This is a genomic window from Lichenibacterium minor, from assembly GCF_004137685.1.
In the GTDB taxonomy this organism is placed as follows: Bacteria; Pseudomonadota; Alphaproteobacteria; order Rhizobiales; family Beijerinckiaceae; genus Lichenihabitans; species Lichenihabitans minor.
In genome coordinates, this window is sequence record NZ_QYBB01000016.1 from 15,564 (window position 1) to 40,992 (window position 25,429).

Genomic DNA, 25,429 nt, shown 5'->3' on the forward strand with positions numbered 1-25,429 from the left:
CCGGGCCTGCGCCCACGGGCCGCGCGGGCAGGCAGGCTCCGGCCGGCTTGTCCGCGCCGCGGTCAGCGCCGGACCGGCGTTGCCCCGATCGGCAGCTTGTACACCACCGTCGGCAGCTTCACGGCGTCGACGCCGTGGTTCTGCGCCGGCGTGCGGTTCAACTGGGCGGCGGGCATGAGCAGGTTGCCGGCGTCGTCGATCCACATGGCGTCGACCCAATCGAGCTCCGGGCTCGCCACCAGCGTCGAGATCGCCCCGTCCGGCGCGATCTTCAGGATGCGGAGGTGCTCGGTGTCGCTCGAATAGATGGTCCCGGCGGCGTCGATCGCCGTGCCGCCGGTCGAGGGCGTGTCGGCGAAGAAGGCGACGTGCTGGCGCCGCTCGGCGTCGGCGGTGTCGGGATCGTCGAGGAAGCGGGTCTCGATGCGGTACATCGGACCCGAACAGGGCTGGAAATACAGGGTCTTGCCGTCGGGCGAGACTTCCAGCTGGTCGGCGTGGATGACCACCGGCTTGCCCTGCGGGTCCACCAGCGGCTTGCCGTCGGCCATCAGGGTCCGCTCGGCCGTCACCGACCTGTCGCCGTCGAGCGCGCGCCACATCCGGTTCGTCTTGAGGTCGACCACGATCAGGCCCGGCTGGCCCGCGTCGGTCAGGTAGGCGCGATCGCCGTTGAAGCAGATGTCGTCGACGAAGCTTTTCCGGCCCGTCACGGCGTCGAGGGGAATGGTCCGGCTGACCTTGCCGGTGGACAGGTCCACCACCACCACCTTGGCGCCGCCGGGCAGCACGTCCTGGCCCGGGCCGGGCGCGCCCTTGTCGACGATCCAGAGCTGGCCGTCGGGGCCGATGCGCAGCGCGTTCACCCCCACGAAGGCGTGGGCTGCGTCGCCCCGCGCCGGGAAGTCGTTCCAAAGCGCGTCCGGGAAGGGCTTCGGTCCTCCGTCGACCCATTCGCCCACCTCGATGCCCTCGCCGGGCGTCTGCCGCTGGAACGGCAGAAAGGTGCGGCCGTCTTTCGTCGTCGCGATGCCGTTGAAGATCAGCCGCGATTGCAGCACGGGGGCGAGCCTGCCGGGATCGTCCGCGGCCCGGGCGACGGGCGACAGGGCGAGGAGGAGGGCCGTGGCGGCGAGCAGGGAACGCATGCGGAAGCTTTCGGACCGAGTGTGGCGGCCCAACGCTTCGTCGCCTTCGAAGGTGCCGGAGAAAGCGCGCGGGGAGGGCGTCCCCGCGGCAGGGGATCGATCCGGCCGGCCCCCTGGGCCCTGGCCGGATCCCGGCGTCAGCCCCGGTTCCGATCCAGGCCCTTGGGGGTCTTGAACAGCTCCCAGAGCGCGAAGAGCATGGGGATCACCACGATGGCGAAGAAGATCCAGTCGAACGTCATGGAACCGTCACCCTTGTTCATCGCCGATCTCCCTGTCCCTGACTCATGACCGTTCAACGATCGACACCGGCGGTTGGGTTCAATCAGCGGTCAAGATCGTCGTGGGTCGGCGGGTGCGCCGTCACGCGTCGGACTGTCCGGCCCGGGCCTGCTCGACGGCGTGCTGGAGCACGTCGAAGGGCTGGGCGCCGCTCAGCAGGTAGTGGCGGTCCGCCGAGCGGATCACCATGGCGGGGACGCCCGTGATGCCGACGCGCGCGGCGAGCTGCTCCTCGGCCACCACCCGGGCGGTCAGCGTCTCGTCGTCGAGGGCGCGGTGCAGGGCGGCGCTGTCGAGGCCGCACAGCGTCGCGATGTCGAGCAGCACCGAGCGGTCGCCGATGTCGAGCCCGTCCTCGAAGAAGCCGCGGAACAGCGCCTCGTGCACGGCGTCGAAGGCGCCCGCGTCGCGTGCGAAGGCCGCCGCGACGGCGGCGAGCCGCGAGCGCGGCTGCACGGGCGGAAGCCGCAGCGTCATGCCGCGCTGCGCCGCCATGGGATAGACGGCGGTTTCCCACACGTTGTGGAGGTACTCACCGTCCGGATCCAGCGTCGGCTGCGGCTCGGGCCTCAGCTCGAAGGCGCGCCACTGCACGGCGACGCCGAGCTCGGACCGCGCGCGGGCCAGCACCGGCAGGGCGAGGTAGCAGAAGGGGCACACGTAGTCGCTCCACACCAGGATGGTCGTTTCGCTGGCCATGCGGATCTCCCAGGGTTCGGTTCGGCGTCGTCGGGACGCAACGCCCGCCGCCGGGGTGGGTTGCGCGGCGCGCTTCGCGCCTTGCGCCGGGGGCAGGGCGGGCCATCTCGGTCGGGACGGCAGCGCGAAGGACGGATCGGGTGAGCAAGGACAAGGGGTGGAAGGAGGTCAGGGCCGAGTGGCGCGAGGTCGTGCTGGTGTGCCGCAAGTGCTCCAGGAAGCTCGACGGCGGCTTCGGCCCGGACGGCGACGACACGTTCGCCAAGGCCCTGCGCCGCTCCCTCGACGAGGGCGAACTGCGCAAGGTCAAGGCGCTCCGGCGCGAGGTCGCCGTGGTGGAGGTCGGCTGCCTCGACGTCTGCCCGAAGCGCGCCGTGGCGGTCGTGCTGGGTAGCACCCCGGGGCGCATGACGTTGGTCCCGGAAGGGGCGGCGATGGATGAGGTGGTGGGCCGGCTCGGCCTGGGCCGGCCCGCGCCGCCCGACGCGGCGCGATAGCGCTCCGGCGGCGGGCGGCGCTTCCATCCCGTGCGATCCCCGCTATGGTCGCGCCGAGCCGGCCCAGCCGGCTCGGATGGCCGCGGCCCTTTTCCCTCAGAGCGATCTGCGCCGCGGCCGTCTCGCCCCTATCGCGCTGGCGCGGGCGCCCCAACACGAGGGCTCAGAAGTGCAGGACAGGACCAAGCAGCGGGATCACTCCTTCATCGATCCCAACAACGAGCCCATCCGGGTCGTCGATGTAGCGTCGTTCCATCGACCGGTCGGCGGCAAGCTGGACGTCACGCTCTGCGCGGCCGTGCATCGCGAACTGAACGGCGACCGGACGTCGATGGCCAACGTCGTGACGGCGCGTCTCCGCCTCGATCTCGGCATGGCCCGCGCGATCATCGACGGGCTGACGAAGCAGATCGCCATGGCGGAGGCGGCCGAGGCGACCCAGAACTGACCTCCGCTCCGCGCCGCCGCGAACCCTTTCGCCCAGCCGGCGTTTCCGGCGACACCCGAGGCGCGACGGAGCGCGGCGGGACCGCAGCGGAGATCCACGCACCATGAACAAGCGCATCGCCCTCCTCGCCGGCCTCGCGGCCCTGCTGTGCGCCCCCGTGGCCGCCGAAGCCCAGGGCATCCTCGGCGGCGCCCGCTCGGGGTCCGCCACGGGCGAGCGGGCCGCGGGGCCCGTCGGGGGCGTCGTGGGCGGCGTGGTGGGGGGAGCGGTCGGCGGCGTCGTGGGCGGGGTCCGCGGCGTGCTGGGCCTGCCGCGCCGGCCCGCCCACCGCGTCGTCCTGCGCCACCGCCGCCATCGCCGCCCTTGATCGGCGGACGGGCTTCGGCCATCTGCATGCAATCCGCCGGGGCAGACGCCCCGGCTTCGCGATAGGAGCGACGATGGCCAGAGCCAAGGTGCTGGTGGCAGGCCTGGGCCTGCTCGCAGCCGCGATGGCGGGCACGCCGTCCCGCGCGGCGGAGGCCGCGCCGCCGCTCGGCATCGGCATCGAGGGGTGGCCCTACCCGTATCCCGTCCATTTCTTCGACGTCGTGAACGGCGGCCAGCCGCTGCGCATGGCCTACATGGACGTGGCCCCGACGGCGCCGCCCAACGGCCGCACGGCCGTGCTGCTGCACGGCAAGAACTTTTCCAGCGACTATTGGGCGAACGTCATCTCCGACCTGACCGGCCTCGGCACCCGCGTCGTGGTGCCGGATCAGGTCGGCTTCAACAAGTCGTCCAAGCCCGACCTGGATTACTCGTTCGACGAACTGTCGACCAATACGGCCGCGCTGCTCGACCGCCTCGGCGTGGCGGGCCCGGTCGACCTCGTCGGCCATTCCACGGGCGGAATGCTGGCGGTGCGCTTCGCGCTCCTGCACCCGGGGCGCGTCCGCCGGCTCGTGCTGGAAGATCCGATCGGCCTCGAGGACTACAGGGTGAACATCCCGCCGCAGACCACGGCGACGCTGACCGCCGCGGAGCTGAAGCAGACGCCGGAGTCCTACCGCGCCTTCATCGCCCGCTACTTCGTGGTCTACCCGAAGGAGGAGCAGGAGCCCTTCGTCGCGCAGCGCATGGGCATCGCCGCCTCGGCCGAATACGACCGCTGGGCCAAGTCCTCGGCGGAAGCCTACCAGATGATCTACCGCCAGCCGGTCCGCTCCGAATACCGGGATCTCGCCATGCCGGTGCTGATCGCCGTCGGCGCCGAGGACCGCACGGTGGTGATGAAGGCCTATGGCGACCCGGCGAGGACGGCCGCGATGGGGAACTTCCCCGTCCTGGCCCGGGCGGCCTGCGCCGAGGTGAAGGACTGCAGCGTTTCGGTGATCGAGAACAGCGGCCACGTCCCGCACCTCGAACAGCCGGGCGCTTTCCTTCCCGCCCTCAACGCCTTCTTAAAGTAAAGATCGCAAATGCCGCGCAACCCGGCCATGCCGGGCGGCCACGGGCGGGAGCCCGCCGCGCTCCCGCCCCAATCCGAAGGCGTTTGTACGCCGGACAGACACACTTCCTTTCGCCTTCCAGGACGCTCGATGACCCTCCCGATCCACGCCCTCCGCGTGAAGCTCACCGCCGTCGCCGTCGGCGCCATCGTGCTCACCGCCGGGCACGCCGTCGCCAAGAACCACGATTGCCAGAGCTTCAAGGTGCGCTCGACCGTCCTGGCGCTGCACGACCGCGCCCCCGGGCCGTCCTTCCGCATCCCGAACTGACCCGTCAGTGCAGGACCTTGCCGAGGTCCTGCAGGCTGTCGGGTTCGGCGAGGGCGAGCCGAGCCATGCGCACGAGTTCGGCACAGACAGGCTCGACGTCCCTCACGCGCTCCTCGATGTAGACGAGGAACTCCTCGATGGCCCCGCGTTCCTTGCCGCTCAGGCCTGTGGCGCGGTCGTTCTGGCCCTGTCGTTCTCGCATGGGTGCTATCCCTTCTCGGCATGCGAGGGGATACGGCTGAAATGCGATGGGGTTGCAGGGCTGCCGTCGCAAATTTTTCATATCCGGTCGTCGCGCCCCGCTTCGGGGCCGAGGTCGTCGCCGGACGGCGGCTCGCGCCGCCGCTGAGCCCCTATCGGCCTCCGCCGCATTCGGGCCGCAGCCCGGCGACCGGCGGCCGAGAAGCCGTCGTGAACGGTGGGCGACGGTTGTCTCGCTGCGGGACCAGCCGAAAGGCAGGAGCCGCCTGCAGCCGGCCCGTCCGTCCCGGCGAAAGCTTCGATGGACCGGGCGGACGTCGCACCGCGATGCCTGAGAGGCTGGGCACTCTTCGTCGCTCGGGGTGTCGATCCGCGCGGCCGCTCTTTCCGCGAGTCTCCCGTCGACCCCACGAGGATGGCTCCAGCGGAGCCATCCTCCACGGTTCACGACGACAGCCTTCAGCTGACGACGCGGCCCGTCCGCGCCGGCGGAGGGAGACGCCCGGGCCGCGCGGTGGCGGCCCGGATCACTGCGCCGCGACCGACATCCCGGCGATGGCGCGGCGGTGCATCGGCGTCATCGCCATGCCGTCCTTGTCGAACAGCCGCGCTTCCTCGGTGTTGACGGCGAGGCGCACGACGTCGCCGATGCGCGCCGACGTGCTGCCGGCCGCCTTCACCGTCACGAGATGGCCGTCGCCCACGTCGACGTAGACCAGCGTTTCGCCGCCGAGGTGTTCCACCACCGCCACCTTGCCGCCGAGCGGCCCCTCGGCCCCGATGGACAGGCTTTCGGGCCGGAAGCCCACCGTGCACGCGGCACCGGGCGTGGCGTTGCGGGGCTCGACGGGGATGGACGCCACGCCGCCGCCGGGCAGGACCACGTCGACCCCGTTCGCGTGAGACGCCTTCACGGTGGCGGGCGTGAGGTTCATCTTCGGCGAGCCGATGAAGCCGGCCACGAAGGTGTTGGCGGGATAGTGGTAGAGTTCCAGCGGCGAGCCGACCTGCTCGATCCTGCCGGCCCGCAGCACCACGATGCGGTCGGCCATGGTCATGGCCTCGATCTGGTCGTGGGTGACGTAGATCATCGTCGCGTTCAGCTCCGCGTGCAGGCGCGCGATCTCGATGCGCATCTGCACGCGGAGCGAAGCGTCCAGGTTGGACAGGGGCTCGTCGAACAGGAACACCTTGGGCTGGCGCACGATGGCGCGGCCGATGGCGACGCGCTGCCGCTGGCCGCCCGACAGCTGGCCGGGCCGCCGGTCGAGCAGCTTCTCGAGCTGGAGGATCTTGGCGGCGCCCATCACCTTGGCGTCGCGCTCGGCCTTGGGGACGTTGGCGAGCCTCAGCGCGAAGGCCATGTTGTCCGCCACCGTCATGTGCGGGTAGAGCGCGTAGCTTTGGAACACCATGGCGAGGCCGCGCGCGTCGGGCGGCACGTCGTTGACCACGGCGCCGTCGATCATGAGGTCGCCCGAGGTGATCTCCTCCAGGCCCGCGATCATGCGGAGCAGGGTGGATTTGCCGCAGCCCGACGGGCCGACGAAGACCACGAACTCGCGGTCCTGGATGGCGAGGTCCACGCCCTGGATGATGTTGACGGCGCCGTAGCTCTTGCGCACGTCCTTCAATGTGACGGTTGCCATGGCGGTGAGCCCTTTACTTGACGGCGCCGAAGGTCAGGCCGCGCACGAGTTGACGTTGGGTGAGCCATCCGAACACCAGGATCGGCGCGATGGCGAGAAGCGAGGCGGCGGACAGCTTCGACCAGAACAGGCCTTCGGGGCTGGAAAAGCTGACGATGAGCTGCGTGAGCGGCGCCGCCTTCACGCTCGTCAGGTTGATGCTCCAGAACGCCTCGTTCCAGCACAGGATGACCGACAGCAGCGCCGTCGACATCACGCCCGGCAGGGACAGCGGCAGCAGCAGCAGCCGCATCTGTTGCAGGGGCGTCGCGCCGTCCATGCGCGACGCTTCCAGGATCTCCTTCGGCACCTCGCGGAAGAAGGAATACAGCATCCACACCACGATTGGCAGGTTCATCAGCGTGAACATCGCGATGATGCCGGTCCAGGTGTCGAGCAGGCCGAACTGCTGGAACAGGATGTAGATGGGCACCAGGACGCCGACGGCCGGCATCATCTTGGTGGACATCATCCACATCAGCAGGTCCTTGGTCTTCCGGCCCGGGTAGAACGCCATGGCGTAGGCGGCCGGGACCGCGAAGGCGAGGCACACGATCGTGGCGCCGACGGACTCCACGACGCTGTTGATGACCGCGCCGAAGTAGTTCACCCGCTCGTTGACCGTGGCGTAGCTTTCGAACGTCGGATGGAAGACGAGCGACGGCGTGATGGCGTCGATCTCGGATTTGAACGAGGTGATGGCCATCCACAGGATGGGGAAGAACACCAGGAAGGCGACGCCCCAGCCGAGGAACGTCATCAGGATCTTGTTGCGCTGCTTGGCCTTCATGGCGAGCCCTCAGCTGTCGAGGTTGCGGGCGACGGTGCGCACGAGGAAGATGGCGACCACGTTGGCCAGCACGACCGCCACGATGCCGCCCGCCGAACCGCCGCCGATGTCGAACTGCAGCAGCGCCGTCTTGTAGACGAGGTAGACGAGGTTGGTGGACGCGTCGCCCGGGCCGCCGCTGGTGGTGACGAGGATCTCGGCAAAGATGCCGAGCAGGAAGATCGTCTCGATCATAACCACGACCGTGACGGGGCGGGCGAGGTGCGGCACGATGATGTGGCGGAAGCGGGCGACCGCCTTGGCGCCGTCCATGCGGGCCGCCTCGATCTGCTCGCGGTCGAGCGACTGCATGGCGGTGAGCAGGATCAGCGTCGCGAAGGGCACCCACTGCCACGCCACGATGATGCCAATGGAGAACAGCGGCGCCGTGCTGAAGAAGGCGATGGGATCGAGCCCCACGGCGCGCGCCATATAGGCGAAGAGGCCGTTGACGGGGTCCATCAGCAGGTTCTTCCACACCAGCGCCGCCACGGTCGGCATGACGAAGAAGGGCGCGATGACGAAGAGCCGCGAGATCCCCTGGCCGTAGAAGTCCTGGTCGAACAGCACGGCGAACAGGGTGCCGAACACCACCGTGGTGATCAGCACGCCCCCGACCAGCAACACGGTGTTGACGATCGACGTGATGAAGGACGGGTCGGTCAGCAGGTAGGTGTAGTTGCTCACGCCCGCCCAGCCCTGCACCGTCGGATCGGTGAGGTTGTAGTTGCGGAACGAGAAATACAGCGTCAGGGCGAGCGGGACGATCATCCACACCAGCAGCGCCGCGATGCTCGGCCACACGAGCGGCCGCGTGTCGACGCCGCGCTTGGAGCGTCCGGCCCTGGGGGCCGCGACCGCATCGCGCGGCAGGGCTGAAGTCGACATGGCGGCCTCCCGTCTCGGTCTTGCGGTCATCCTGAACCGAAACCGCCGGGGCGTGAAGCCCCGGCGGTCGCGTCTTGCGGCGTTACTTGGGATAACCGGCCTGCTTCATGGTGCGCTCGGTGGTCGACTGCCCCTTCTTGAGGGCGGCCTCGGCCGAATCCTGGCCCGCGAGGGCCGCCGAGATGTCCTGGCCGACGTTGGTGCCGATGGCCTGGAACTCGGGGATGGCGACGAACTGCACGCCGGTGTAGGGCACCGGGTCCACGGTCGGGTGCTTCGGATCGGTGGTCTCGATGGCCTTCAGCACGGTGGCGGCGAAGGGCGCCGCCTTCTGGTAGTCGGCGTTGCTGTAGGTCGACAGGCGGGTGCCGGGAGGTGCCGCCACCCAGCCCTCGGACTTGCCCACCAGGCCGACGTAGGTCTTGGAGGTCGCCCAGGCGATGAACTTCTTCGCCGCGTCGCCCTGCTTGGTCGAAGCCGGCACGGCGAGGTTCCACGACCAGAACCAGCCGGACGCCTTCGGGTCCTTGTCGGTCACGGGCGAGGCCGTGAAGGCGGTCTTGTCGGCGACCTGGCTCTGCTTCGGGTCGTAGATGCGGCCGGCGCCCGAGGTGGCATCGATCCACATGCCGCACTTGCCGTTGGCGAAGAGGGCCTGGTTCTCGTTGAAGCCGTTGGCGGTCGGGCCGGGGGGGCCGTCCTTCTTCATCACGTCGAGGTACCAGTCGATGGCGCTCTTCCACGGCTGGGTGGTGAGCTGCGGCTCCCACTTCATGTTGAACCACTCGCCGCCGAAGGCGTTTACGGCCGTGCTCAGGAAGGCCATGTTCTCGCCCCAGCCCGGCTTGCCGCGCAGGCAGATGCCGTAGATGCCGTTCTTCTTGTCGGACACCTTGTCGGCGTATTCGGCGATCTGCGCGTAGGTCGGCTTCTCCGGCATGGTGATGCCGGCCTTGTCGAACAGGTCCTTGCGGTAATAGGTGAAGGAGGACTCGGCGTAGAACGGCGCGGCATACATCTTGCCGTCGACCGTGGTGGCCTCCTTCACCTGCGGGATCAGGTCCTTGTAGTCGTAGCCGTCGCCGAGGTCGTCGAGCGGCAGCAGCCAGCCCTGCTTGGCCCAGATCGGCGCCTCGTAGGCCCCGATGGTCATCACGTCGAACTGGCCGCCCTTGGTGGCGATGTCGGTGGTGAGGCGCTGGCGGAGCACGTTCTCCTCGAGCACGACCCAGTTCAGCTTGATGCCCGTCTCCTTTTCGAACTGCGGAGACAGCTTCTGCATGACGATCATGTCGCCGTTGTTCACGGTGGCGATCGTCAGCGTGGCATTGTCGGCCCTGGCGGCGATGGTCGAAGCCAGCAGCGCGGCGACGAGCCCGCCCAAACGAGCAGAACGCATTCCCATTCCTCCCTCAAGCGGCCGTTCGTCGACCGCGAACTTTGCTCAGCGTGAGAGCAAATGCTCGAACTTGCGGGCCTCGCTGTCAAGCGCGATTGTGGGTCGTCCACGCGAACGCGCCGGCGGTCAGGGGCGGCCGTCGAGAAGGCGCACCGCCGTGGGCTCGTCGATGACGAGGCCGGTGGCGTAGCCTCCCGCCAGCGCCGCCGCCAGCGCGGTCAGCTTGGAGCGGCCCGCCGCCACCAGGATGGTGGGCCGCCGCGGCCTGCTCACGGGCGGCACGGCGGTGAGGCGACGCGTCACGGCGTCGTCGATGAGGGTTCCGGCGGCGTCGATCGGGTGCGAGCGCAGTTCGCCCACCGCGCCCGCGGCTTCCAGCTGGTGCAGCTCGTCGGGCGTGACGAAGCCGTCGATGAGCAGGGGCGCCGTCGCGCCGATCGATCCCACGCCCAGCACTTCGGCGTCGGCGTCGCGCACCAGGGCGTCGACGATGCCGTAGCCCCGCTGCGCCTTCAGGAACTCGCATTCTTCGCGCGTGTCGGTGAGCACCGGCAGGGGCAGGGGATAGCATTGCGCGCCGACGCGGTCGGCCAGGCGGATCGCGACGTCGTAGGGGCTGGCGCGGCCGTCGCGGGTGAGGTTGCCGACGGCGGACACGACCTTGTGGTCGGGCCGATCCATGGACGTCACCTCGCGCACCGTGGCGAGCAGGGTGCGGCCGGTGCCGAGCGCCAGGATCTGCGGGGTCGGCGAGGCGAGCAGCGTTTCGATGAACTGCGCGGCCAGCAACGCCACGCCGGCGCGCTCGCTTTGGCCGTCGCCCGACGGTGCGACCTCGCAGGTGTCGAGGCCGTAGCGCTCCCGCATGCGCTCGCCGAGTTCCATGCTCTTCAGCAGCGGGTGGTCGAGCCGGAACTTGATCAGCCCTTCCGAGATGGCGAGGGCCACGAGGCGCTGCGCGTTGGGGCGCGACACGCCGAGGTCGGCGGCGATCTCGTCCTGGGTGTGCCGCTTGATGTAGTACAGCCAAGCGGCGCGGGCCGCGAGGTCGAGCCGCCTCGTCCGGGCGTCAGCCTTCTCGTTCACCCGCGGGCTCCCACGCCTTCTGGTCAGCCCCGCGGCGCCGGACGAAGCGAGACGGGGATCGTGGCGGCAGGGTGGCGCGGATCGCCGTGCGGGGTCAAGCCGCCGCCCGCCCGCGCCGAACCGGCCGAAAGCGGACCGCTCGGGCGACCCGGACAGTCCGGCGGGATCGGCGGCGACTGTCCCTGTCGCGGCCGGTCCCGCGGTGCCAGCGTCGCCGCCTCGCCTGCATCGGGAGCCCGCCGCCATGTCACGCCCCTTCAGCCTCGTCGACGTCTTCGGCACCGTCCCGTTCTCCGGCAACCCGCTGGCGGTGGTGGCCGCGGCGGACGGGTTGTCCGGCGACGAGATGCAGCGCATCGCGAACTGGCTCGACCTGTCCGAAACGACCTTCCTGCTGCCGCCCACCGATCCCGGCGCCGACTACCGCGTCCGCATCTTCACGAGCGTGCGGGAACTGCCCTTCGCGGGCCACCCGACGCTGGGCTCCTGCCACGCCTGGCTGGCGGGGGGCGGCCGCCCGCGCGACCCGGCCCTCGTGGTGCAGCAATGCGGCGCGGGGCTGATCCCGATCCGGGCGGCGGGCGAACACCTCGCCTTCGCGGCACCGCCGCTGCTCCGCGACGGGCCGCCCGACGCCGCCGCGCTCGACGAGGCGCTGGCGGTGATGCGGCTCGACCCGTCGGCCGTGGTCGAGGCGCGCTGGGTCGACAACGGTCCGGGCTGGCTCGGGCTGATGCTGCGCTCGGCCGAGGCGGTGCTGGCGGTGGAGCCCGCGCGCCACCATCCGCGACCCATCGACGTCGGCCTCGTCGGCCCGCACGCGCCGGGCAGCGAGGCCGCCTTCGAACTCCGCGCCTTCTTCACCGGCCCGGCCGGGGGCATCGTCGAGGATCCCGTGACGGGCAGCCTCAACGCGTCCGTGGCGCAGTGGCTGTTCGCGAGCGGCCGCGCGCGGGACCGCTACGTGGCGGCGCAGGGCGCCCGGCTCGGGCGCACCGGCCGCGTCCATGCCGAGCGGGACGGGGACGGCCGCGTGTGGATCGGCGGGCGGACCGCGACGCTGTTCTCGGGGCTGGCGTCCTGAAGGCCGCCATCGCAGGCTCCGAGGGGGCAACCGGGCGCAGCGTCCCGGCAACTCCGACGGGCATTCGGATGAGAACGCGACCCATCCGCGGATCCCGAGCGGCCCGGCGTGGAACCTTTCCCGCGCGTCCGCATAAAGTCGGACAAAACCGAGGGACGCGCGATGACCTACCTGCCTGCCGACGACCGCTACGAGGCGGCGCGGTTCCGCCGCACCGGCCGCTCCGGCCTCGACCTGCCGGCGGTGTCGCTGGGGCTGTGGCAGAACTTCGGCGGGGCCGACGTGTTCGAGACGGGCCGGGCCGTGCTGCGCCGCGCCTTCGACCGCGGCGTCACCCACTTCGACCTCGCCAACAACTACGGTCCGCCCTACGGATCGGCGGAAAGCAACTTCGGCCGCTGGATGGACCTCGACTTCCGCCCGCACCGCGACGAGCTGGTGATCTCGTCGAAGGCCGGCTGGGACATGTGGCCGGGGCCCTACGGCAACTTCGGCTCGCGCAAGTACCTCGTCGCGAGCTGCGAAGCGTCGCTGAAGCGCATGGGCCTCGACTACGTCGACATCTTCTACCACCACCGGCCGGACCCCAAGACCCCGCTGGAGGAGACGATGGGGGCCCTCGATCACCTCGTGCGTTCGGGCAAGGCGCTCTATGTCGGCATCTCCTCCTATTCGCCCGAGCTGACGCGCCGCGCCCACGCCATCCTGAAGGGGCTCGGCACGCCGCTGCTGATCCACCAGCCGTCCTATTCCATGCTGAACCGCTGGGTGGAGGACGGGCTGCTGGACGTGCTGGAGGAGATCGGCACCGGCTGCATCGCCTTCTCGCCCCTCGCCCAGGGCCTGCTGACGTCGAAATACATCGGCGGGGTGCCTGACGGGTCGCGGGCCGCCAAGGGCGGCTCGTTCTCGGCGGACCTCGTCACGGAGGAGAACCTCGCGCGCATCCGGGCGCTCGACGCCATCGCGCGGTCGCGTGGGCAGACCCTGGCCCAGATGGCCATCGCCTGGGTGCTGCGCGACCCGCGCGTCACGTCCGCGCTGATCGGCGCTCGCTCCGTGGCGCAGCTCGACGACTCGCTCGACGCCCTGAACACGCTCGGCTTCTCGGCCGACGAGCTCGCCGCCATCGACCGTCACGCCACCGAGGGCGGCATCGACCTGTGGCGGAGCCAGTCGTCGATCCGGCCGGAGTGAGGCCGTGCCGATACGGCTCGACGGGTCCTGTCACTGCGGCGCGGTGCGCTTCTCCTGCGACAGCCACACGCCGCAGCCCTACCAGCGCTGCTATTGCACCGTGTGCCGCAAGACGGCGGGCGGGGGCGGCTACGCGGTCAACATCATGGCCGTGGCGTCGTCGATGCGGGTCGAGGACCCCGACGGCGCGCGCCGCGTCTACCGCGCGGAGTTCGTTGACGCGGAGGGCGGGCCCTTCACCTCGTCGGCGGAGCGGAGCTTCTGTTCGCGCTGCGCTTCGGCGCTGTGGCTGTGGGACCCGCGCTGGCCGGAACTGATCCACCCCTTCGCGTCGGCGGTCGACTCGGACCTGCCCGTGCCGCCGGAGAACGCGCACATCCTGCTGGAGTCGCGGGCCGCCTGGGTGGCGCCGCAGCGCGGCGCCGCCGACGGCTGCTTCGACAGCTACCCGGCGCAGTCGATCGAGGACTGGCACAGGGCGCGGGGGCTGTGGATCGACTGATACGGCACCCGGCTGAACAGGCCGGGGCCGCATCGCAGGCCCGCGCGGCGCTCGAGCGAAGCCGGCTTCCGCGCCGCGAAGCCATCTCGCGGAAGCCGCATGATGGCGCCGGCGGCTCACCTCCTCCGCAGCAACCCGCTCACCGGGCTGCCCGGGCCGAAGGAGGCCCAGGCCTGGTCGCAGGCCGCCGCGGTGTCGTTCGCGTAGCGCGCGTCGTCGGCCGCCATGTCCTCCTGCAGGAGGGGCGAGAAAGGCCCCGAGGACAGGCTCGCCCGCGTCAGCCCCTTGCGGGACAGGAAGCTCTGCAGCCGCCGCTCGTCGAGCTGGAAGGGGCAGTGCTGAGCGGCCAGCACCGCCGAATGGGCGGTGAGCAGCACCAGCTCCTGCCCCTTGGCGAACTCGGCCCGGGCCGGCCCCGCCGCCAGCACGCCGCCCACCACCGCCATCGTCAGGACCCGTCGTCGCATCGTCGCTCTCCGTTCGGCGGCAGGGAACCACGGCGGCCCGCCCTTGGGAAGGGCGCGGGTCCGGCCGCGAAGGGTCGTCCCGGCAGGGGCGCGGCGCCGTGCCGGGGCAGGTCGTCTGCGATCTCGGACCGGGACGCCGTCGCGCCGGCGACAGCCGCCGTCGGCCGGACGTCCGGCGCGTGGCGGCCGAGCGACGCCGGTGAAACCTCGCGGGAAACGCTGCGTAGCTGACGGACGTGCCGCGTGCGGTCCTGCCCGAGGAGGCCGTCGGCCGCATGATCACCGGCAAGCAGATCCGCGAAGCCCGCGCCCTGATGGGCCTGCAACGGTCGAAGTTCGCCGAAAAGGCCGGCGTGCCCCACGCCATCCTGAAGCTGGCGGAGATGACCGACGGCGAATGTCCGGTGCAGCTCGATCGCGTGCGCCAGATCCGCCGCGCCATCGAGGCCGCCGGCTTCGAACTCTTCGGCGAAGGCAGCGAAGCGGGAGTGAGGCGACGCGCGGCGCCGACCGAGTGAAGCGCCCGACCGCGGTGGCGCACCGCCGGCCCTGCCGCAGGGGCCGGGGGCGTCCTCGCCGGATCCGCGCGACGGCCGCAGGAGAGTCCGGCGGCATGCCTTGTGGGCGCCCGGTGCATCCGTTATCGCCGAAACACCGGCCCTGGCGCGTCCGCCCTGCAAGCACGTCCGCAGGGCGTGTTCGGGGCGAGCCCGACACGGCCGCGCACGGGATGAGAGGCCGCGATGTTCGAAGCCGAGGGGCCCGCCCCGTTCGCCCGCCGCGGCGGGAGCGCCCGGCGGGCGCCCGTCGCCCAGGGTGCCGGGCTGCTTCCGGAGCGCGCCGGGCCGGGTCTCGTCGCCCTGGCGACCGCGGTCGCGGTGGCGCTCCACCTGTGGCGCAGCGGCGAATCCGCGACCCATCCGCAGTTCGTGGCCGAGGACGGACGGGTCTTCTTCACAGAAGCCAAGCTCATGGGGCTCGGCGCCATAGTCACACCCTATTCGGGCTACCTCCACCTCCTGCCCAGGCTCGCCGCCCTGGCGGCTTCGGCCTTCCCGTCTCGCCTGGCGCCCGATCTGTTCCTCGTCTTCGCCACCCTCGTGGTCGGGTGGGCGTCCGCCACGGTGGCGTCGGCGGGGCAGCGCCACGCCTGGGCCCTGGCGCCGCTGGCCTTTCTGGTCCCGACGGACGGCGAAGTCTTCGGCACGCTGACCAACGTGCAATGGGTGACCGGGCCGGCGCTCGCGCTGGTGGTGGCGACCGCGACGCCGCTCGGCCGCCTCGCCCGTTCCAATCAGCTCGCCTTCGCGGCGCTGGCGAGCCTCACGGGCCCGTTCTCGATCTTCGTCGCCCCGTTGGCGCTGTGGCGCCTCCGGGACGATCGGACGGACCGCTTCGCCCGGCTGCTCTGCGGGCTCGTGCTGGCCGGCGCGGCGGTGCAGCTCGCCCATATCGCCGTCGAGCCCAAACCCGCCGCCGCGCCCGACGCCGAAGCACCGCTCCACTTCGCCCTCACGCTGCTCGACCGCTGGATCGGCCAGGCTGCGCATGCCGGGATGACGCTCCGGCCGGCCCACGCGCGCGACGTCGCCGCGCTGGTGGTCGCCGCGGCTGTCGCGGCCGCTGCGCTTCCCCGGCTGGCCGCCAAGCTCTACCTGTTTGCGGGCCTGGAGCTGCTCGCCACGTTCTCGCGCTTCATGGGCGACAACCGCTACTTCGACATGCCCTTCGCGGCGGAGCGCTACTTCTACGGCCCGCGCCTCGTGGTGTTGTGGACCTTGGCCTTGTGCCTGTTGCGGCTGCGCCCGTCCTCCGTGGCGGGTCTGGTCGGCCTGGTGCTGATGCTCGCCGCCGTCGATCCCTGGATCAAGGCGCCGTATCCCTCGATCCCCTGGGCGTCGGCCGGGGACGAGATCGACCGGGGCTCAGCCGTGCGGATCGTCACGAACCCGTCGCCGGCCGACGACGAAACCCCCGACGCCTGGACGGTCACGCTTCCGGGGCGCCCGGGATCCACCGCGGGTCCGCGGCGTTGACGGCGAAACGGAGGATGGGGCGTCATGACGAAGCTGCCGAAGAAGGGCGACGAGGTGATCTGGGGGACGTCGGGCGGCGAAACGCATGGCACCGTCGAGAAGATCGTCACCTCGACCACCAAGATCAAAGGCCACACCGCCAAGGCTACGGAGGAGGAGCCGCAGGTCCTGGTGAAGAGCGCCAAATCCGGCAAGGAAGCCGTGCACAAGCCCGAGGACGTGAAGAAGGCCTGACCTCTTTCGCCCGGGCCGCCCGACAGGCCGGTTCCCCGGACATCCGATCGAAAAAAGGGCCGCGCTCCCGTCGGAGCGCGGCCCTTTCCGTTCCGTCAGGCCGGGGCGGTCAGGCCGCCACGGCCTCGATGTCGCGGTTGTGGTAGCGGTGCTTCTCCAGCCCCGTCACCAGCGCGGCGACGGCCGCCGGGGCGGTTCCCGCCGTCACGCCCTGCTCGGGCGCACCCGCGGCCGGCACCGGCAGGTGCGCCTTGGCGATGAGCGCCTGGCCCTCGCCCATGAACACCAGCGGCTTGCCGTGCTTGAAAGCTTCGGCCACGAAGGCCAGCGCCAAGCCGGTCTTCGCCAGCTTCTCGGCCGACTTGCCCCCCGGCACCGCGACGGCGTCGTAGATCACCGACGGTGCGTTCACGGCCGGGCGGTCCACCTTGACGCTCTTGCCGAGCGAGCAGGTGATGGTGCCGCCGCGATCCGCGATGACCTCGATCACGGCGCCCTGCGCTTCGAGCGCGGAGCGCAGCGCGCCGAGCTGCTCGCCATCCACGCCTTCGCCCGCCAGCACCGCGATCTTGCGGCCCTTGATGCCCTTGGTCACCTTGTCCATCGACAGGGCCGGGGACCGCTCGACCTTGAGCCGCCCGCTCGGCATCTCCTTCGGCGCGGCGACCTCCGTCACCACGGGCTTCGGGGCGACGCGCTTGCACTCCTCGATGTCGAGGCCGGTCTGTTCCGCCACGCCGGCCGCGAGCTCGGGGTGGATGTTGACCAGCAGGTTTGCCATCACGGCCTTCGGCACCGCCTTGGTTTCGCACTGGTTCAGCTCGAACGCGATCGCTTCGATCAGGTGCTTCTTTTCCCAGTCGGCGAGGGAGTTGAAGAACATCGTCGCCTGGGTGAAATAGTCGGTGAAGCTCGTCGACCGGGCGCGGATCTTGTGGCCGTCGACCTTCTCGGCATAGGAGCGGAAGGCGTCCACGGCCTGCGGCTGGTGCATCGGGTGCACGCCGCCGAGCGCGCTCGGGAAGTAGGCGACCCGCCCCTTGTTGATGGTGTTCTTGGCGAACCCGTCGCGCCGGTTGTTGGAAACCGGGTTCAGAGGCCGGTTGATCGGCAGCTCGGCGAAGTTGGGGCCGATCCGGCGCAGCTGCGTGTCGAGGTAGGAGTGCAGCCGGCCCTGCAGCATCGGGTCGTTGGTGAAATCGATGCCCGGCACCACGTGGCTGACGCAGAACGCGACCTGCTCGGTTTCGGCGAAGTAGTTGTCCGGGTTGCGGTTCAGGACCATCTTGCCGACGATGCGGACCGGGACCAGCTCTTCGGGGATCAGCTTCGTGTCGTCGAGCAGGTCGAAGTCGAAGGCGAACTCGTCCTTTTCCTCGACGACCTGGATGCCGAGATCCCATTCGAGGAAGTCGCCGCGCTCGATCGACTCGAACATGTCGCGGCGCTGGTAGTCGGCATCCTTGCCGGCCGTCTTCTGCGCCTCGTCCCACACCTGGGACTGCACGCCCTTGACGGGCTTCCAGTGGAACTTGACGAAGCGGCTGCCGCCCTTGGCGTCGACCAGGCGCCAGGTGTGGACGCCGAAGCCCTCCATGTTGGCGAAGGACCGCGGCAGGCCGCGGTCGCTCATCACCCACATGATCATGTGGCTGACCTCCGGGCTCAGCGACGCGAAGTCCCAGAACGTGTCGTGGGCCGAGGCCGCCTGCGGGATCTCGACGTGGGGCTCGGGCTTCACGGCGTGGATCAGGTCGGGGAACTTGATCGCGTCGTTGATGAAGAACACCGGGATGTGGTTGCCGACGAGGTCCCACACGCCGGCATCGGTGTAGAACTTCACCGCGAAGCCGCGCACGTCGCGCGGCGTGTCGGCCGAGCCGCGCGAGCCCGCCACGGTCGAGAAGCGGGTGAACACGGGCGTGCGCTTGCCCTTCTCCGAGAAGGGCGCCGCCATGGTGAGCGCGCTCAGGTCCTCGTAGGCTTCGAAATAGCCGTGGGCGCCGGCGCCGCGCGCGTGGACGACGCGCTCGGGGATGCGCTCGTGGTCGAAGGCGGTGATCTTTTCGCGCAGGAGGAAGTCTTCGAGCAGCGACCCGCCCCGCACGCCGGCCTTCTCGGAGTTCTGGTCGTCCGAGATCTTGAGGCCCTGGTTCGAGGTCATGACCTCTCGCGGCTCGACCGTGTCGTGCTTCAGCGCCACGGTCTTGGCGGTCTCGACCGCATCGTGGGTCGCGGTGTCGTGCGCTCCGCCGCCCTGGGGTGGGGCGTAGCCATTGTCGTGGGTCATGGAATCATTCCGAACTGAACGCTGTCGGAAGGCCCAACGGGCGAAAGGCGGAAAGGTGGCACGCGTCCCGCCGTCGGGGCGTGGGCCCGTCCGCGCCCTGGCGCTCCCCCGGGCGAGCCCCTAAGGTCGGCCCATGAGCGCTCCGTTTCCCTTCTCCGCCATCGTCGGCCAGGACGAGATGAAGCTCGCCCTGGCCCTCGCGGCGATCGACCCGAGCCTCGGCGGCGTGCTGGTGCTGGGCGACCGCGGCACCGGCAAGTCGACGGCGGTGCGGGCCCTGGCGGCGGTGCTGCCCCGCATCGCGGTGTCGGCCGAGTGCCCCTACGGCTGCGACCCCGCCGACGGTGCCCCCCACTGCGACATCTGCGCCGAAGCCGCGCGTCTCGGCCCGCTCCGGGCGCGCGACGCCGCCGTGCCGGTGGTGGACCTCCCGCTCGGCGCCACCGAAGACCGCGTCGCCGGCGCGCTCGACCTCGAACGCGCGCTGGTGGCCGGTGAAGCGCGCTTCCAGCCCGGCCTCCTGGCCCGCGCCAACCGCGGCTTCCTATACGTCGACGAGGTCAACCTGCTGGAGGACCACATCGTCGACCTGCTGCTCGACGTTGCGGCCTCGGGCGAGAACGTCGTCGAGCGCGAAGGGCTCAGCATCCGCCACCCCGCCCGCTTCGTGCTCGTCGGCTCCTGCAACCCCGAGGAGGGGGAGCTCCGCCCGCAGCTCCTCGACCGCTTCGGCCTGTCGGTCGAGATCCGCACCCCGACCGACATCGCCACCCGCGTCGAGATCGTCCTGCGCCGCGACCGCTTCGACGCCGACCGCGCCGGCTTCACGCGCGACTGGGCCGGGCGCGACGCGGACCTCCGCGCCGGCCTCGCCGAGGCGCGGGCGCGGCTCGCCGCCGTCGAGGTGCCGCGGGGCGTCCTAGAAGCCTCGGCCCGGCTCTGCGTGGCGCTGGGCACGGACGGGCTGCGCGGCGAACTGACGATGCTGCGGGCCGCCCGGGCGCTCGCGGCGCACGACGGCGACCGGAGCGTGACGGAGGGCCACCTGCGCCGTGTCGCCCCCTTCGCGCTGCGCCATCGCCTGCGGCGGGACCCGCTGGATTCCGTCGGCTCGACGGCACGCGTCGCCCGCGCGGTCGACGAGGTGCTGACGGCCGCCGGGCTCGTGCCCGCGTGACGGACGGCGCCGCGCCGCGCGACCGCTGGGCCGACGCCTGCCTGACGGCGCGGCTCGTCGCCCTCGACCCCGCCCTCGGCATCGCGCTGCGCGGGTCCCCCGGCCCGGCGCTCGACGGCTGGCTGGCGGGCCTGCGCGGCCACCTTTCGCCCGCGACGCCCTGGCGCCGCTGGCCGGCCGGCACGCCGGACGCGCGCCTGCTCGGCGGGCTCGACCTCGCCGCCACCCTGGCGACGGGACGCCTCGTGGCGTCGCGCGGCCTGCTCGCCGAGTCGGACGGCGGCGTGCTGGTGGTCGCCTCGGCGGAGCGGCTCGACGCCGGGGCGGCATCGCACCTGTGCGCCGCCCTCGACACCGGCCTCGTCCGGATCGAGCGGGACGGCATCGCGGCGGCCGCCGAAGCCCGGCTCGGCCCCGTGCTGATCGACGACGGCCGGGGGCCCGACGAGGGCGTGACTGCGGCGCTGCTCGACCGCGTCGCACTGCGGCTCGACCTGTCCGGCGTCGGGCACCGCGACTGCGGGCCGATGCCGCCCGAGCCCGAGGCGGTCGCGGCGGCGCGCGCGCGCCTGCCCGGCGTCGCGGCCGGCGCCGACGTCGTCGAGGCCTTCTGCGCCGCCGCGGACGCGCTGGGCGTGGCCGGCCTGCGCGCGCCGCTGCTGGCCCTCAAGGTCGCCCGCGGCTGCGCGGCCCTGGCCGGGCGGGACCACGTCGGGCCGGACGAGGTGTCGGCGGCGGCGCGCCTCGTGCTCGGCCCGCGCGCCACGCGAACGCCCGTCCCGCCCGAAGCCGCGGCGCCCGGCGACCCTCAGCCTGCCGACGGCGGAGCCGATGCGGCCGACGGCGCGCCGGCGCCGGGATCGGACGAGGGGGAGCGGCTGGCCGAGTCGGGCGGGCACCTCCGCGAGGTCGCCGTGGCGGCGGCCGCGGCGGCGCTGCCGACCGACGTGCTGGCGTCGCTCCTGTCCGGCGCCGCGGCCCCGCCCCGCCCCGGCGCATCGGGTGCCCGGCAGGGCCCCGCCGCACGCGCCGGGCAGCGGGGCCGGCCGGTCGGGTCGCGCCGCGGCGAGCCCGGCCGCGGCGCGCGGATCGACGTGCTGGCGACGTTGCGCGCCGCCGCGCCCTGGCAGGGCCTGCGCGGGGGGGACGCGCGCGGCCCCGTCCGCATCCGGCGCGACGACATCCGCGTGAAGCGGCACCGCGACCGGCAGCGCACCACCACCATCTTTGCCGTCGACGCTTCGGGCTCGGCGGCGCTGGGGCGCCTCGCGGAAGCCAAGGGCGCCGTCGAGCTGCTGCTCGCCGAATGCTACATCCGCCGCGACGACGTCGCCCTCGTGGCCTTCCGGGGGACGGCCGCCGACGTCCTGCTGCCGCCGACGCGCTCGCCGGCCCGGGCCAAGCGCGAGCTGGCGAGCCTGCCGGGCGGCGGCGCGACGCCGTTGGCGGCCGGCATCGCGGCGGCCCTCGACCTCGCCGCCGCCGCGGCGCGGGGCGGGCGCCGCCCGGTGGTGGCGCTGCTGACGGACGGCCGCGGCAACGTCGCGCGCGACGGCGCGGCGGACCGCGCCCGCGCGGCCGAGGACGCCCACGCGGCGGCGCGCGGCCTGCGCGCCGCCGGCGTCGCCGCCCTGGTGATCGACGTGTCGCCGCGCCCCGGCGCCGCTGCGGCGCGGCTGGCCGCCGAGATGGGCGCCGCCTACCTCCCGCTGCCCGCCGCGGACGCGCGCGGCATCGCCGGCGCGGTGCGGGCCGCCGCCACACGACCGGGGACGCGCGCATGAACGGCAGGCTGGACTGGACGAGCGACGGGCGCGCCTGGCCGAACCGGGAGCACAGCCGCTTCCTGCGCGCCGGCGGCATCTCCTGGCACGTCCAGGAGATGGGACAGGGCCCCCGCCTGCTCCTCCTGCACGGCACCGCGGCCTCCACCCACTCGTTCCGCGGCCTGGCGCCGCTGCTGGCCCCCCATTTCACGCTGCTGATCCCCGACCTGCCGGGCCACGCCTTCACGGAGATGCCCCCCGGCGGGCGGCTGTCGCTGCCGGTGATGCGCGACCTCCTGCGCGCGCTGCTCGGCGCCACCGGCTTCGCGCCCGAGATGGCGGCGGGCCATTCGGCGGGCGCGGCGGTGCTGTGCCGCGCCGCGCTCGACGCCCCGGACTTCCGGCCGAAGCGCATCGTCAGCCTCAACGGCGCGCTCCTGCCCTTCGACGGCCTCACCGGCAAGGTGGCGCCGGGCCTCGCCCGCGCGCTCTACGCCAACCCGATCGCGCCCCGCGTCTTCGCCTTCTTCGCCGGGGAGGACGCGGTGAAGCGCCTCGTCGGCAACATGGGCTCCCGCATCGACCGCGACGGCGTCCGCCAGTACCGCACCCTGATGGGCAACCCCGGCCACGTCGCGGCGGCGCTCGGCATGATGACCCATTGGGACCTCGACGGCCTCGCCGGCGACCTGCCGCGCCTTCCCGTGCCGCTGACCCTGGTCACGGCCGCGACCGACCGCGCCGTGCCCCCCGCCACGGCGGCGTCGGTCAGAAAGATCCTGCCGTCGGCCGACATCGTGGCGCTGAAGGGCGTCGGCCACCTCGCCCACGAGGAGAAGCCGGCCCTGGTGGCGGACGTCCTGCTCGATCTCGCCCGGCGGGACGGGCTGCTGCCCGCGCCCGCCCCATGACGGTGCCGATGCCCCGCACCGTCCCCGTGACGACGTTTCCATGACGGTGTTTCCATGACGGTGCTTCCATGACGGTCTTGCCATGATGGAGCTTCCCGACGGGCCGGCCCCGGCGGTCGCGCGGCCCTCGTCCCTGGCCGACCTCGGCTGGTCCGCCTTCTTCGCGGACCAGCGCCGGCCCGACGAGGCCGACCTCGTGCCGATGCGCGTCGCCAAGGTCCACCGCACGCGCATGGCCGGCCTCGGCGCGGACGGTCCGGCGAAGCTGGTGCTGCCGCCGCTCGCCGACACCGGCGCCTTCGCGGTCGGCGACTGGGTGCTGGTGGAACCTGCGACGCGGGCGCTGGCCCGTCGCCTCGATCGCCGCACCGTGCTGGCCCGCCACACGGAGGGATCCACCGTCCCGCAGCTCGCCGCCGCCAACGTCGACACGCTGTTCATCGTCACGTCGCACAACGCCGACTTCAACCCCGACCGCCTGGAGCGCTATCTCGCGATGGCCAACGAGGGCGGGGTCGACCCCGTGATCCTGCTGACGAAGGCGGATGGGGCGGCCGACGCGGCCGAATGCGAGCGCCGCGCCGCGGCGCTGCAGCGCGGGCTCCCCGTGCTGACGCTCGACCCCCGCTCGCCCGACGCGGCCGGCCGGCTGGCGCCCTGGTGCGGCGCCGGGCGGACCGTGGCGCTGGTGGGGTCCTCCGGGGTCGGCAAGTCGACGCTGGTCAACACGCTGGTCGGCGCCGGGGACGCGCCGCCGCAGCTCACCGGCGCCATCCGGGAGCGCGACGCCAAGGGGCGCCACACCACGACGGCCCGCTCCCTCCACCGCATCGCGGCGGGCGGCTGGGTCATCGACACGCCCGGCATGCGGACGCTGAACATCGGCGACGCGGCCTTCGGCCTCGACACCCTCTTCGCCGAGATCGTGGAACTCGCCCCCGCGTGCCGCTTCAGCGACTGCACCCACCTCCACGAGCCGGGATGCGCGGTCCGGGCCGCCGTCGCGGACGGGCGCCTCGATGCCGACCGCGTCGCCCGCTGGCGCCGCCTGACCGAGGAGAACCGCGCCAACACGCCGGCCGCCACGGGCCCGCGCGGCAACCGCGTCCCAGCGGGCCGTCCCCGCCGGCGGTGAGCGCCGCCCCGCCTCACTTCCGGTCGGCGGGCGCCGCCCGGGCCGCCGCGGCGGAGAGGTCGAGCCTCGAATAGACGCCGAAGGCGGAGCCGTCGTCGAGGAACCCGCCGCCCGGTCCCTCCGTCTCGGTCAGGATGCGGTCGGCCTCCTCCAGCGTGAGAGCCGGGAAGGCGGCCGTGAGCAGATACCCGGCCTCCGGCGCCAGCGCGCCGACGTCCTCCAGCCGGCCGGCCGTCTCGGGATAGACCACGGGAAGGCCGTAGGTCTGGGTCGAGGCGATGAAGGCCCGGTTCGCCGTCGGGTCGCTGAACCGCCCGATGTCCTGGCGCGCGCAGCTGTCCACCGCGTCACCGCAGCCCGCCGCGAGCGCCGCCGCCATGTCGGCCTGCGCCGCCTTCACGGCGGCCCGGTAGTCAGTGAGGACGGGGGCGTCACGGCGGGGCTGGCCCGGCGTGAAGGGCGCCGCATAGTCCTTGAGCGTCTGCCCGACGTAGGCGGGATCGTTGGCGAGGAGGTGGGCGAGGTCGTAGGTTGCGAGGGTGCGGCCGCCGAGCACGTCCATCGCGTAATGGGCGCCCATCAGGATGCGGTCGTGGCCGTATTCGGCCGCCCTGGCGATGCTCTGCCGATAGCGCGACGGCACCAGCACCGCCAGCAGGATCCCGCCCATGTAACCGTAGGTGGTGTGGCCGCTCGGGAAGGAGGGACTGTCGATCAGGTTGGAGATCGGCCCGCGGTTGTAGACGTCGTTGTTCGCCGGCACGCCGAAATAGTCGGGCCCGGTGATCTGCAGCACGTTGGGCTCGGTCTGGAAAGGGCGGGAGTCGCCGAAGGCGTCGGCGCCGGGGCTGCCGCCGGGGCGGCCGTAGGCCCGGCCGAACGGGTCGGTCGCGCCGCCGCTCGCCTTCAGGATCGCCGCCGCGTCGTCCGACACGGGCGCCTTGCCGTCCCTGGTGGCGTTGGCGAAGAAATATTTGCCGGATTGGGAGCCGCCACCCGTGACGGCGTTGGTATAGGCGATCAGGTCGGCCACGGCCGGCGACAGGGACGTGAAGTGTTCGCGGTCGAGATAGTGGGCGCGGGCCTGGTAAGCCGCGCCGAGCGTCGTGCCGAGCCCATCGGCGAGCTCCGACAGGTCGCCGTCGGTGATGAAAGCGTCGCGCAGCGCCTGCTGCTGCTGTTCGGCGAAGGGCAGGGGCGTCGACGGGCGCAGCGTGCCGGTCTGGATGCCGCCGGTGACGGCGAAGTTTGCCCCCAGCGCGGCCCGCCCGGCCGCCGTCCTCGCCAGCACCGTCACGGGCGCCAGCCCCTTCAACACCGCGAGGTTGGTGGCGGTCTGCGCCTGTGCGCCCAGCGGCGCCAGCGTGCAGGCGACAGCGAGGCCGAGTTTCAGTCCGTCGTTCATGCGAATCGCGTCCCCGGCGCCGCGGGATGGGGCCTCCCGGTCCGGCAGAGTCGGCCGTCCGGGGGGGACTGTCCACCGGCCTGCCATGATCGACTGCGGAAAGGGCTGGAGGCGACCGACGGCTTTGGATCGGGAGTGGGAGGCCGGGTCTCAGCACGGAACAGGGCGACAGCGGACGACCCCGGAGCCTTACAGGCTCGTGTGTGCGGGTGTGTCTCGCATCTGCCTTCGCTTCGCTTTGGGTGTACCCTAAACGAACCGTCCAGGCTGGTTCGCTTTGAGTCTCATGACGGGGTATCC

Annotated in this window: 27 protein-coding genes; 15 read left to right on the top strand and 12 right to left on the bottom strand. The window is 72.1% G+C overall.

What is annotated here, in order from left to right; genetic code table 11:
* Positions 1-62: 62 nt before the first annotated feature.
* The 3 genes from D3273_RS14765 to D3273_RS14770 form a co-directional block, all read right to left on the bottom strand.
* On the bottom strand, positions 63-1,148 hold the full coding sequence (locus tag D3273_RS14765; protein WP_129227655.1) for an SMP-30/gluconolactonase/LRE family protein: 1,086 nt from the start codon (positions 1,146-1,148) through the stop codon (positions 63-65).
* 137 nt (positions 1,149-1,285) lie between these two features.
* Positions 1,286-1,411, bottom strand: a complete 126-nt coding sequence (locus tag D3273_RS29655; protein WP_281011295.1) for a hypothetical protein — start codon at positions 1,409-1,411, stop codon at positions 1,286-1,288.
* A 100-nt stretch (positions 1,412-1,511) separates the two neighbouring features.
* Positions 1,512-2,129: a DsbA family oxidoreductase gene (locus D3273_RS14770; protein ID WP_129227656.1), complete on the bottom strand. Its 618-nt coding sequence runs from the start codon at positions 2,127-2,129 to the stop codon at positions 1,512-1,514.
* Between the two features lie 140 nt (positions 2,130-2,269).
* Between D3273_RS14770 and D3273_RS14775 the strand changes: the two genes are divergently transcribed.
* From D3273_RS14775 to D3273_RS14795, 5 genes are all read left to right on the top strand, one after another.
* On the top strand, positions 2,270-2,626 hold the full coding sequence (locus D3273_RS14775) for a hypothetical protein (protein WP_129227657.1): 357 nt from the start codon (positions 2,270-2,272) through the stop codon (positions 2,624-2,626).
* A gap of 169 nt (positions 2,627-2,795) precedes the next feature.
* A complete protein-coding gene (locus tag D3273_RS14780; protein WP_129227658.1) occupies positions 2,796-3,074 on the top strand; it encodes a hypothetical protein in 279 nt (92 codons plus the stop codon).
* Positions 3,075-3,177: 103 nt separating this feature from the next.
* Positions 3,178-3,441: a hypothetical protein gene (locus D3273_RS14785; RefSeq protein WP_129227659.1), complete on the top strand. Its 264-nt coding sequence runs from the start codon at positions 3,178-3,180 to the stop codon at positions 3,439-3,441.
* A 73-nt stretch (positions 3,442-3,514) separates the two neighbouring features.
* The gene (locus D3273_RS14790; RefSeq protein ID WP_129227660.1) at positions 3,515-4,525 is read left to right on the top strand and encodes an alpha/beta fold hydrolase; all 1,011 of its coding nucleotides are present in this window, start codon (positions 3,515-3,517) and stop codon (positions 4,523-4,525) included.
* 129 nt (positions 4,526-4,654) lie between these two features.
* On the top strand, positions 4,655-4,834 hold the full coding sequence (locus tag D3273_RS14795; protein WP_129227661.1) for a hypothetical protein: 180 nt from the start codon (positions 4,655-4,657) through the stop codon (positions 4,832-4,834).
* A 4-nt stretch (positions 4,835-4,838) separates the two neighbouring features.
* On the opposite strand, the gene D3273_RS14800 is transcribed toward D3273_RS14795, so the two are convergent.
* The 6 genes from D3273_RS14800 to D3273_RS14825 form a co-directional block, all read right to left on the bottom strand.
* Positions 4,839-5,036, bottom strand: coding sequence for a hypothetical protein (locus D3273_RS14800; protein ID WP_129227662.1), 198 nt, complete (start codon positions 5,034-5,036; stop codon positions 4,839-4,841).
* 526 nt (positions 5,037-5,562) lie between these two features.
* Positions 5,563-6,684 (bottom strand): ABC transporter ATP-binding protein, encoded by a 1,122-nt coding sequence (locus D3273_RS14805; protein WP_129227663.1) that lies wholly within the window; start codon positions 6,682-6,684, stop codon positions 5,563-5,565.
* Between the two features lie 13 nt (positions 6,685-6,697).
* Positions 6,698-7,513: a carbohydrate ABC transporter permease gene (locus tag D3273_RS14810; RefSeq protein ID WP_129227664.1), complete on the bottom strand. Its 816-nt coding sequence runs from the start codon at positions 7,511-7,513 to the stop codon at positions 6,698-6,700.
* Positions 7,514-7,522: 9 nt separating this feature from the next.
* Positions 7,523-8,440, bottom strand: coding sequence for a carbohydrate ABC transporter permease (locus D3273_RS14815; RefSeq protein ID WP_129227665.1), 918 nt, complete (start codon positions 8,438-8,440; stop codon positions 7,523-7,525).
* A gap of 82 nt (positions 8,441-8,522) precedes the next feature.
* Positions 8,523-9,845, bottom strand: a complete 1,323-nt coding sequence (locus D3273_RS14820) for an ABC transporter substrate-binding protein (RefSeq protein WP_207210783.1) — start codon at positions 9,843-9,845, stop codon at positions 8,523-8,525.
* 120 nt (positions 9,846-9,965) lie between these two features.
* Entirely contained in the window at positions 9,966-10,925 is a 960-nt protein-coding gene (locus tag D3273_RS14825) for a sugar-binding transcriptional regulator (protein ID WP_129227667.1), read from the bottom strand.
* 244 nt (positions 10,926-11,169) lie between these two features.
* Between D3273_RS14825 and D3273_RS14830 the strand changes: the two genes are divergently transcribed.
* From D3273_RS14830 to D3273_RS14840, 3 genes are all read left to right on the top strand, one after another.
* The gene (locus D3273_RS14830; RefSeq protein WP_129227668.1) at positions 11,170-12,009 is read left to right on the top strand and encodes a PhzF family phenazine biosynthesis protein; all 840 of its coding nucleotides are present in this window, start codon (positions 11,170-11,172) and stop codon (positions 12,007-12,009) included.
* A gap of 162 nt (positions 12,010-12,171) precedes the next feature.
* Complete coding sequence (gene mgrA, locus D3273_RS14835; RefSeq protein WP_129227669.1) at positions 12,172-13,206, top strand: L-glyceraldehyde 3-phosphate reductase; 1,035 nt, start codon at positions 12,172-12,174, stop codon at positions 13,204-13,206.
* Positions 13,207-13,210: 4 nt separating this feature from the next.
* On the top strand, positions 13,211-13,708 hold the full coding sequence (locus tag D3273_RS14840; RefSeq protein ID WP_129227670.1) for a GFA family protein: 498 nt from the start codon (positions 13,211-13,213) through the stop codon (positions 13,706-13,708).
* Between the two features lie 116 nt (positions 13,709-13,824).
* Here D3273_RS14840 and D3273_RS14845 read toward each other — a convergent pair whose 3' ends face one another.
* Positions 13,825-14,175: a hypothetical protein gene (locus D3273_RS14845; protein WP_129227671.1), complete on the bottom strand. Its 351-nt coding sequence runs from the start codon at positions 14,173-14,175 to the stop codon at positions 13,825-13,827.
* 236 nt (positions 14,176-14,411) lie between these two features.
* Between D3273_RS14845 and D3273_RS14850 the strand changes: the two genes are divergently transcribed.
* The 3 genes from D3273_RS14850 (at position 14,412) to D3273_RS14860 (ending at position 16,445) form a co-directional block, all read left to right on the top strand.
* Entirely contained in the window at positions 14,412-14,693 is a 282-nt protein-coding gene (locus D3273_RS14850) for a helix-turn-helix domain-containing protein (protein ID WP_129227672.1), read from the top strand.
* Positions 14,694-14,918: 225 nt separating this feature from the next.
* Entirely contained in the window at positions 14,919-16,211 is a 1,293-nt protein-coding gene (locus D3273_RS14855) for a hypothetical protein (RefSeq protein WP_129227673.1), read from the top strand.
* Positions 16,212-16,235: 24 nt separating this feature from the next.
* Positions 16,236-16,445, top strand: coding sequence for a hypervirulence associated TUDOR domain-containing protein (locus tag D3273_RS14860; protein ID WP_129227674.1), 210 nt, complete (start codon positions 16,236-16,238; stop codon positions 16,443-16,445).
* Between the two features lie 109 nt (positions 16,446-16,554).
* Here D3273_RS14860 and D3273_RS14865 read toward each other — a convergent pair whose 3' ends face one another.
* On the bottom strand, positions 16,555-18,735 hold the full coding sequence (locus D3273_RS14865; RefSeq protein ID WP_207210784.1) for a catalase: 2,181 nt from the start codon (positions 18,733-18,735) through the stop codon (positions 16,555-16,557).
* Positions 18,736-18,868: 133 nt separating this feature from the next.
* Between D3273_RS14865 and bchI the strand changes: the two genes are divergently transcribed.
* The 4 genes from bchI (at position 18,869) to rsgA (ending at position 23,724) form a co-directional block, all read left to right on the top strand.
* Positions 18,869-19,912, top strand: coding sequence for a magnesium chelatase ATPase subunit I (gene bchI / locus D3273_RS29165; RefSeq protein ID WP_129227675.1), 1,044 nt, complete (start codon positions 18,869-18,871; stop codon positions 19,910-19,912).
* Positions 19,909-21,696 carry a magnesium chelatase subunit D gene (locus D3273_RS14875; RefSeq protein WP_245501171.1) on the top strand — a complete coding sequence of 596 codons (1,788 nt, stop codon included), beginning with the start codon at positions 19,909-19,911 and terminating at the stop codon, positions 21,694-21,696. The genes bchI and D3273_RS14875 overlap by 4 nt, the downstream gene beginning before the upstream one ends.
* On the top strand, positions 21,693-22,589 hold the full coding sequence (bchO, locus tag D3273_RS14880; protein ID WP_129227677.1) for an alpha/beta fold hydrolase BchO: 897 nt from the start codon (positions 21,693-21,695) through the stop codon (positions 22,587-22,589). The genes D3273_RS14875 and bchO overlap by 4 nt, the downstream gene beginning before the upstream one ends.
* Positions 22,590-22,674: 85 nt before the next feature.
* Positions 22,675-23,724, top strand: coding sequence for a ribosome small subunit-dependent GTPase A (gene rsgA, locus D3273_RS14885; protein WP_428977782.1), 1,050 nt, complete (start codon positions 22,675-22,677; stop codon positions 23,722-23,724).
* Positions 23,725-23,737: 13 nt separating this feature from the next.
* Here rsgA and D3273_RS14890 read toward each other — a convergent pair whose 3' ends face one another.
* On the bottom strand, positions 23,738-25,129 hold the full coding sequence (locus D3273_RS14890) for a phosphatase PAP2 family protein (RefSeq protein WP_129227679.1): 1,392 nt from the start codon (positions 25,127-25,129) through the stop codon (positions 23,738-23,740).
* Positions 25,130-25,429: the final 300 nt, after the last annotated feature.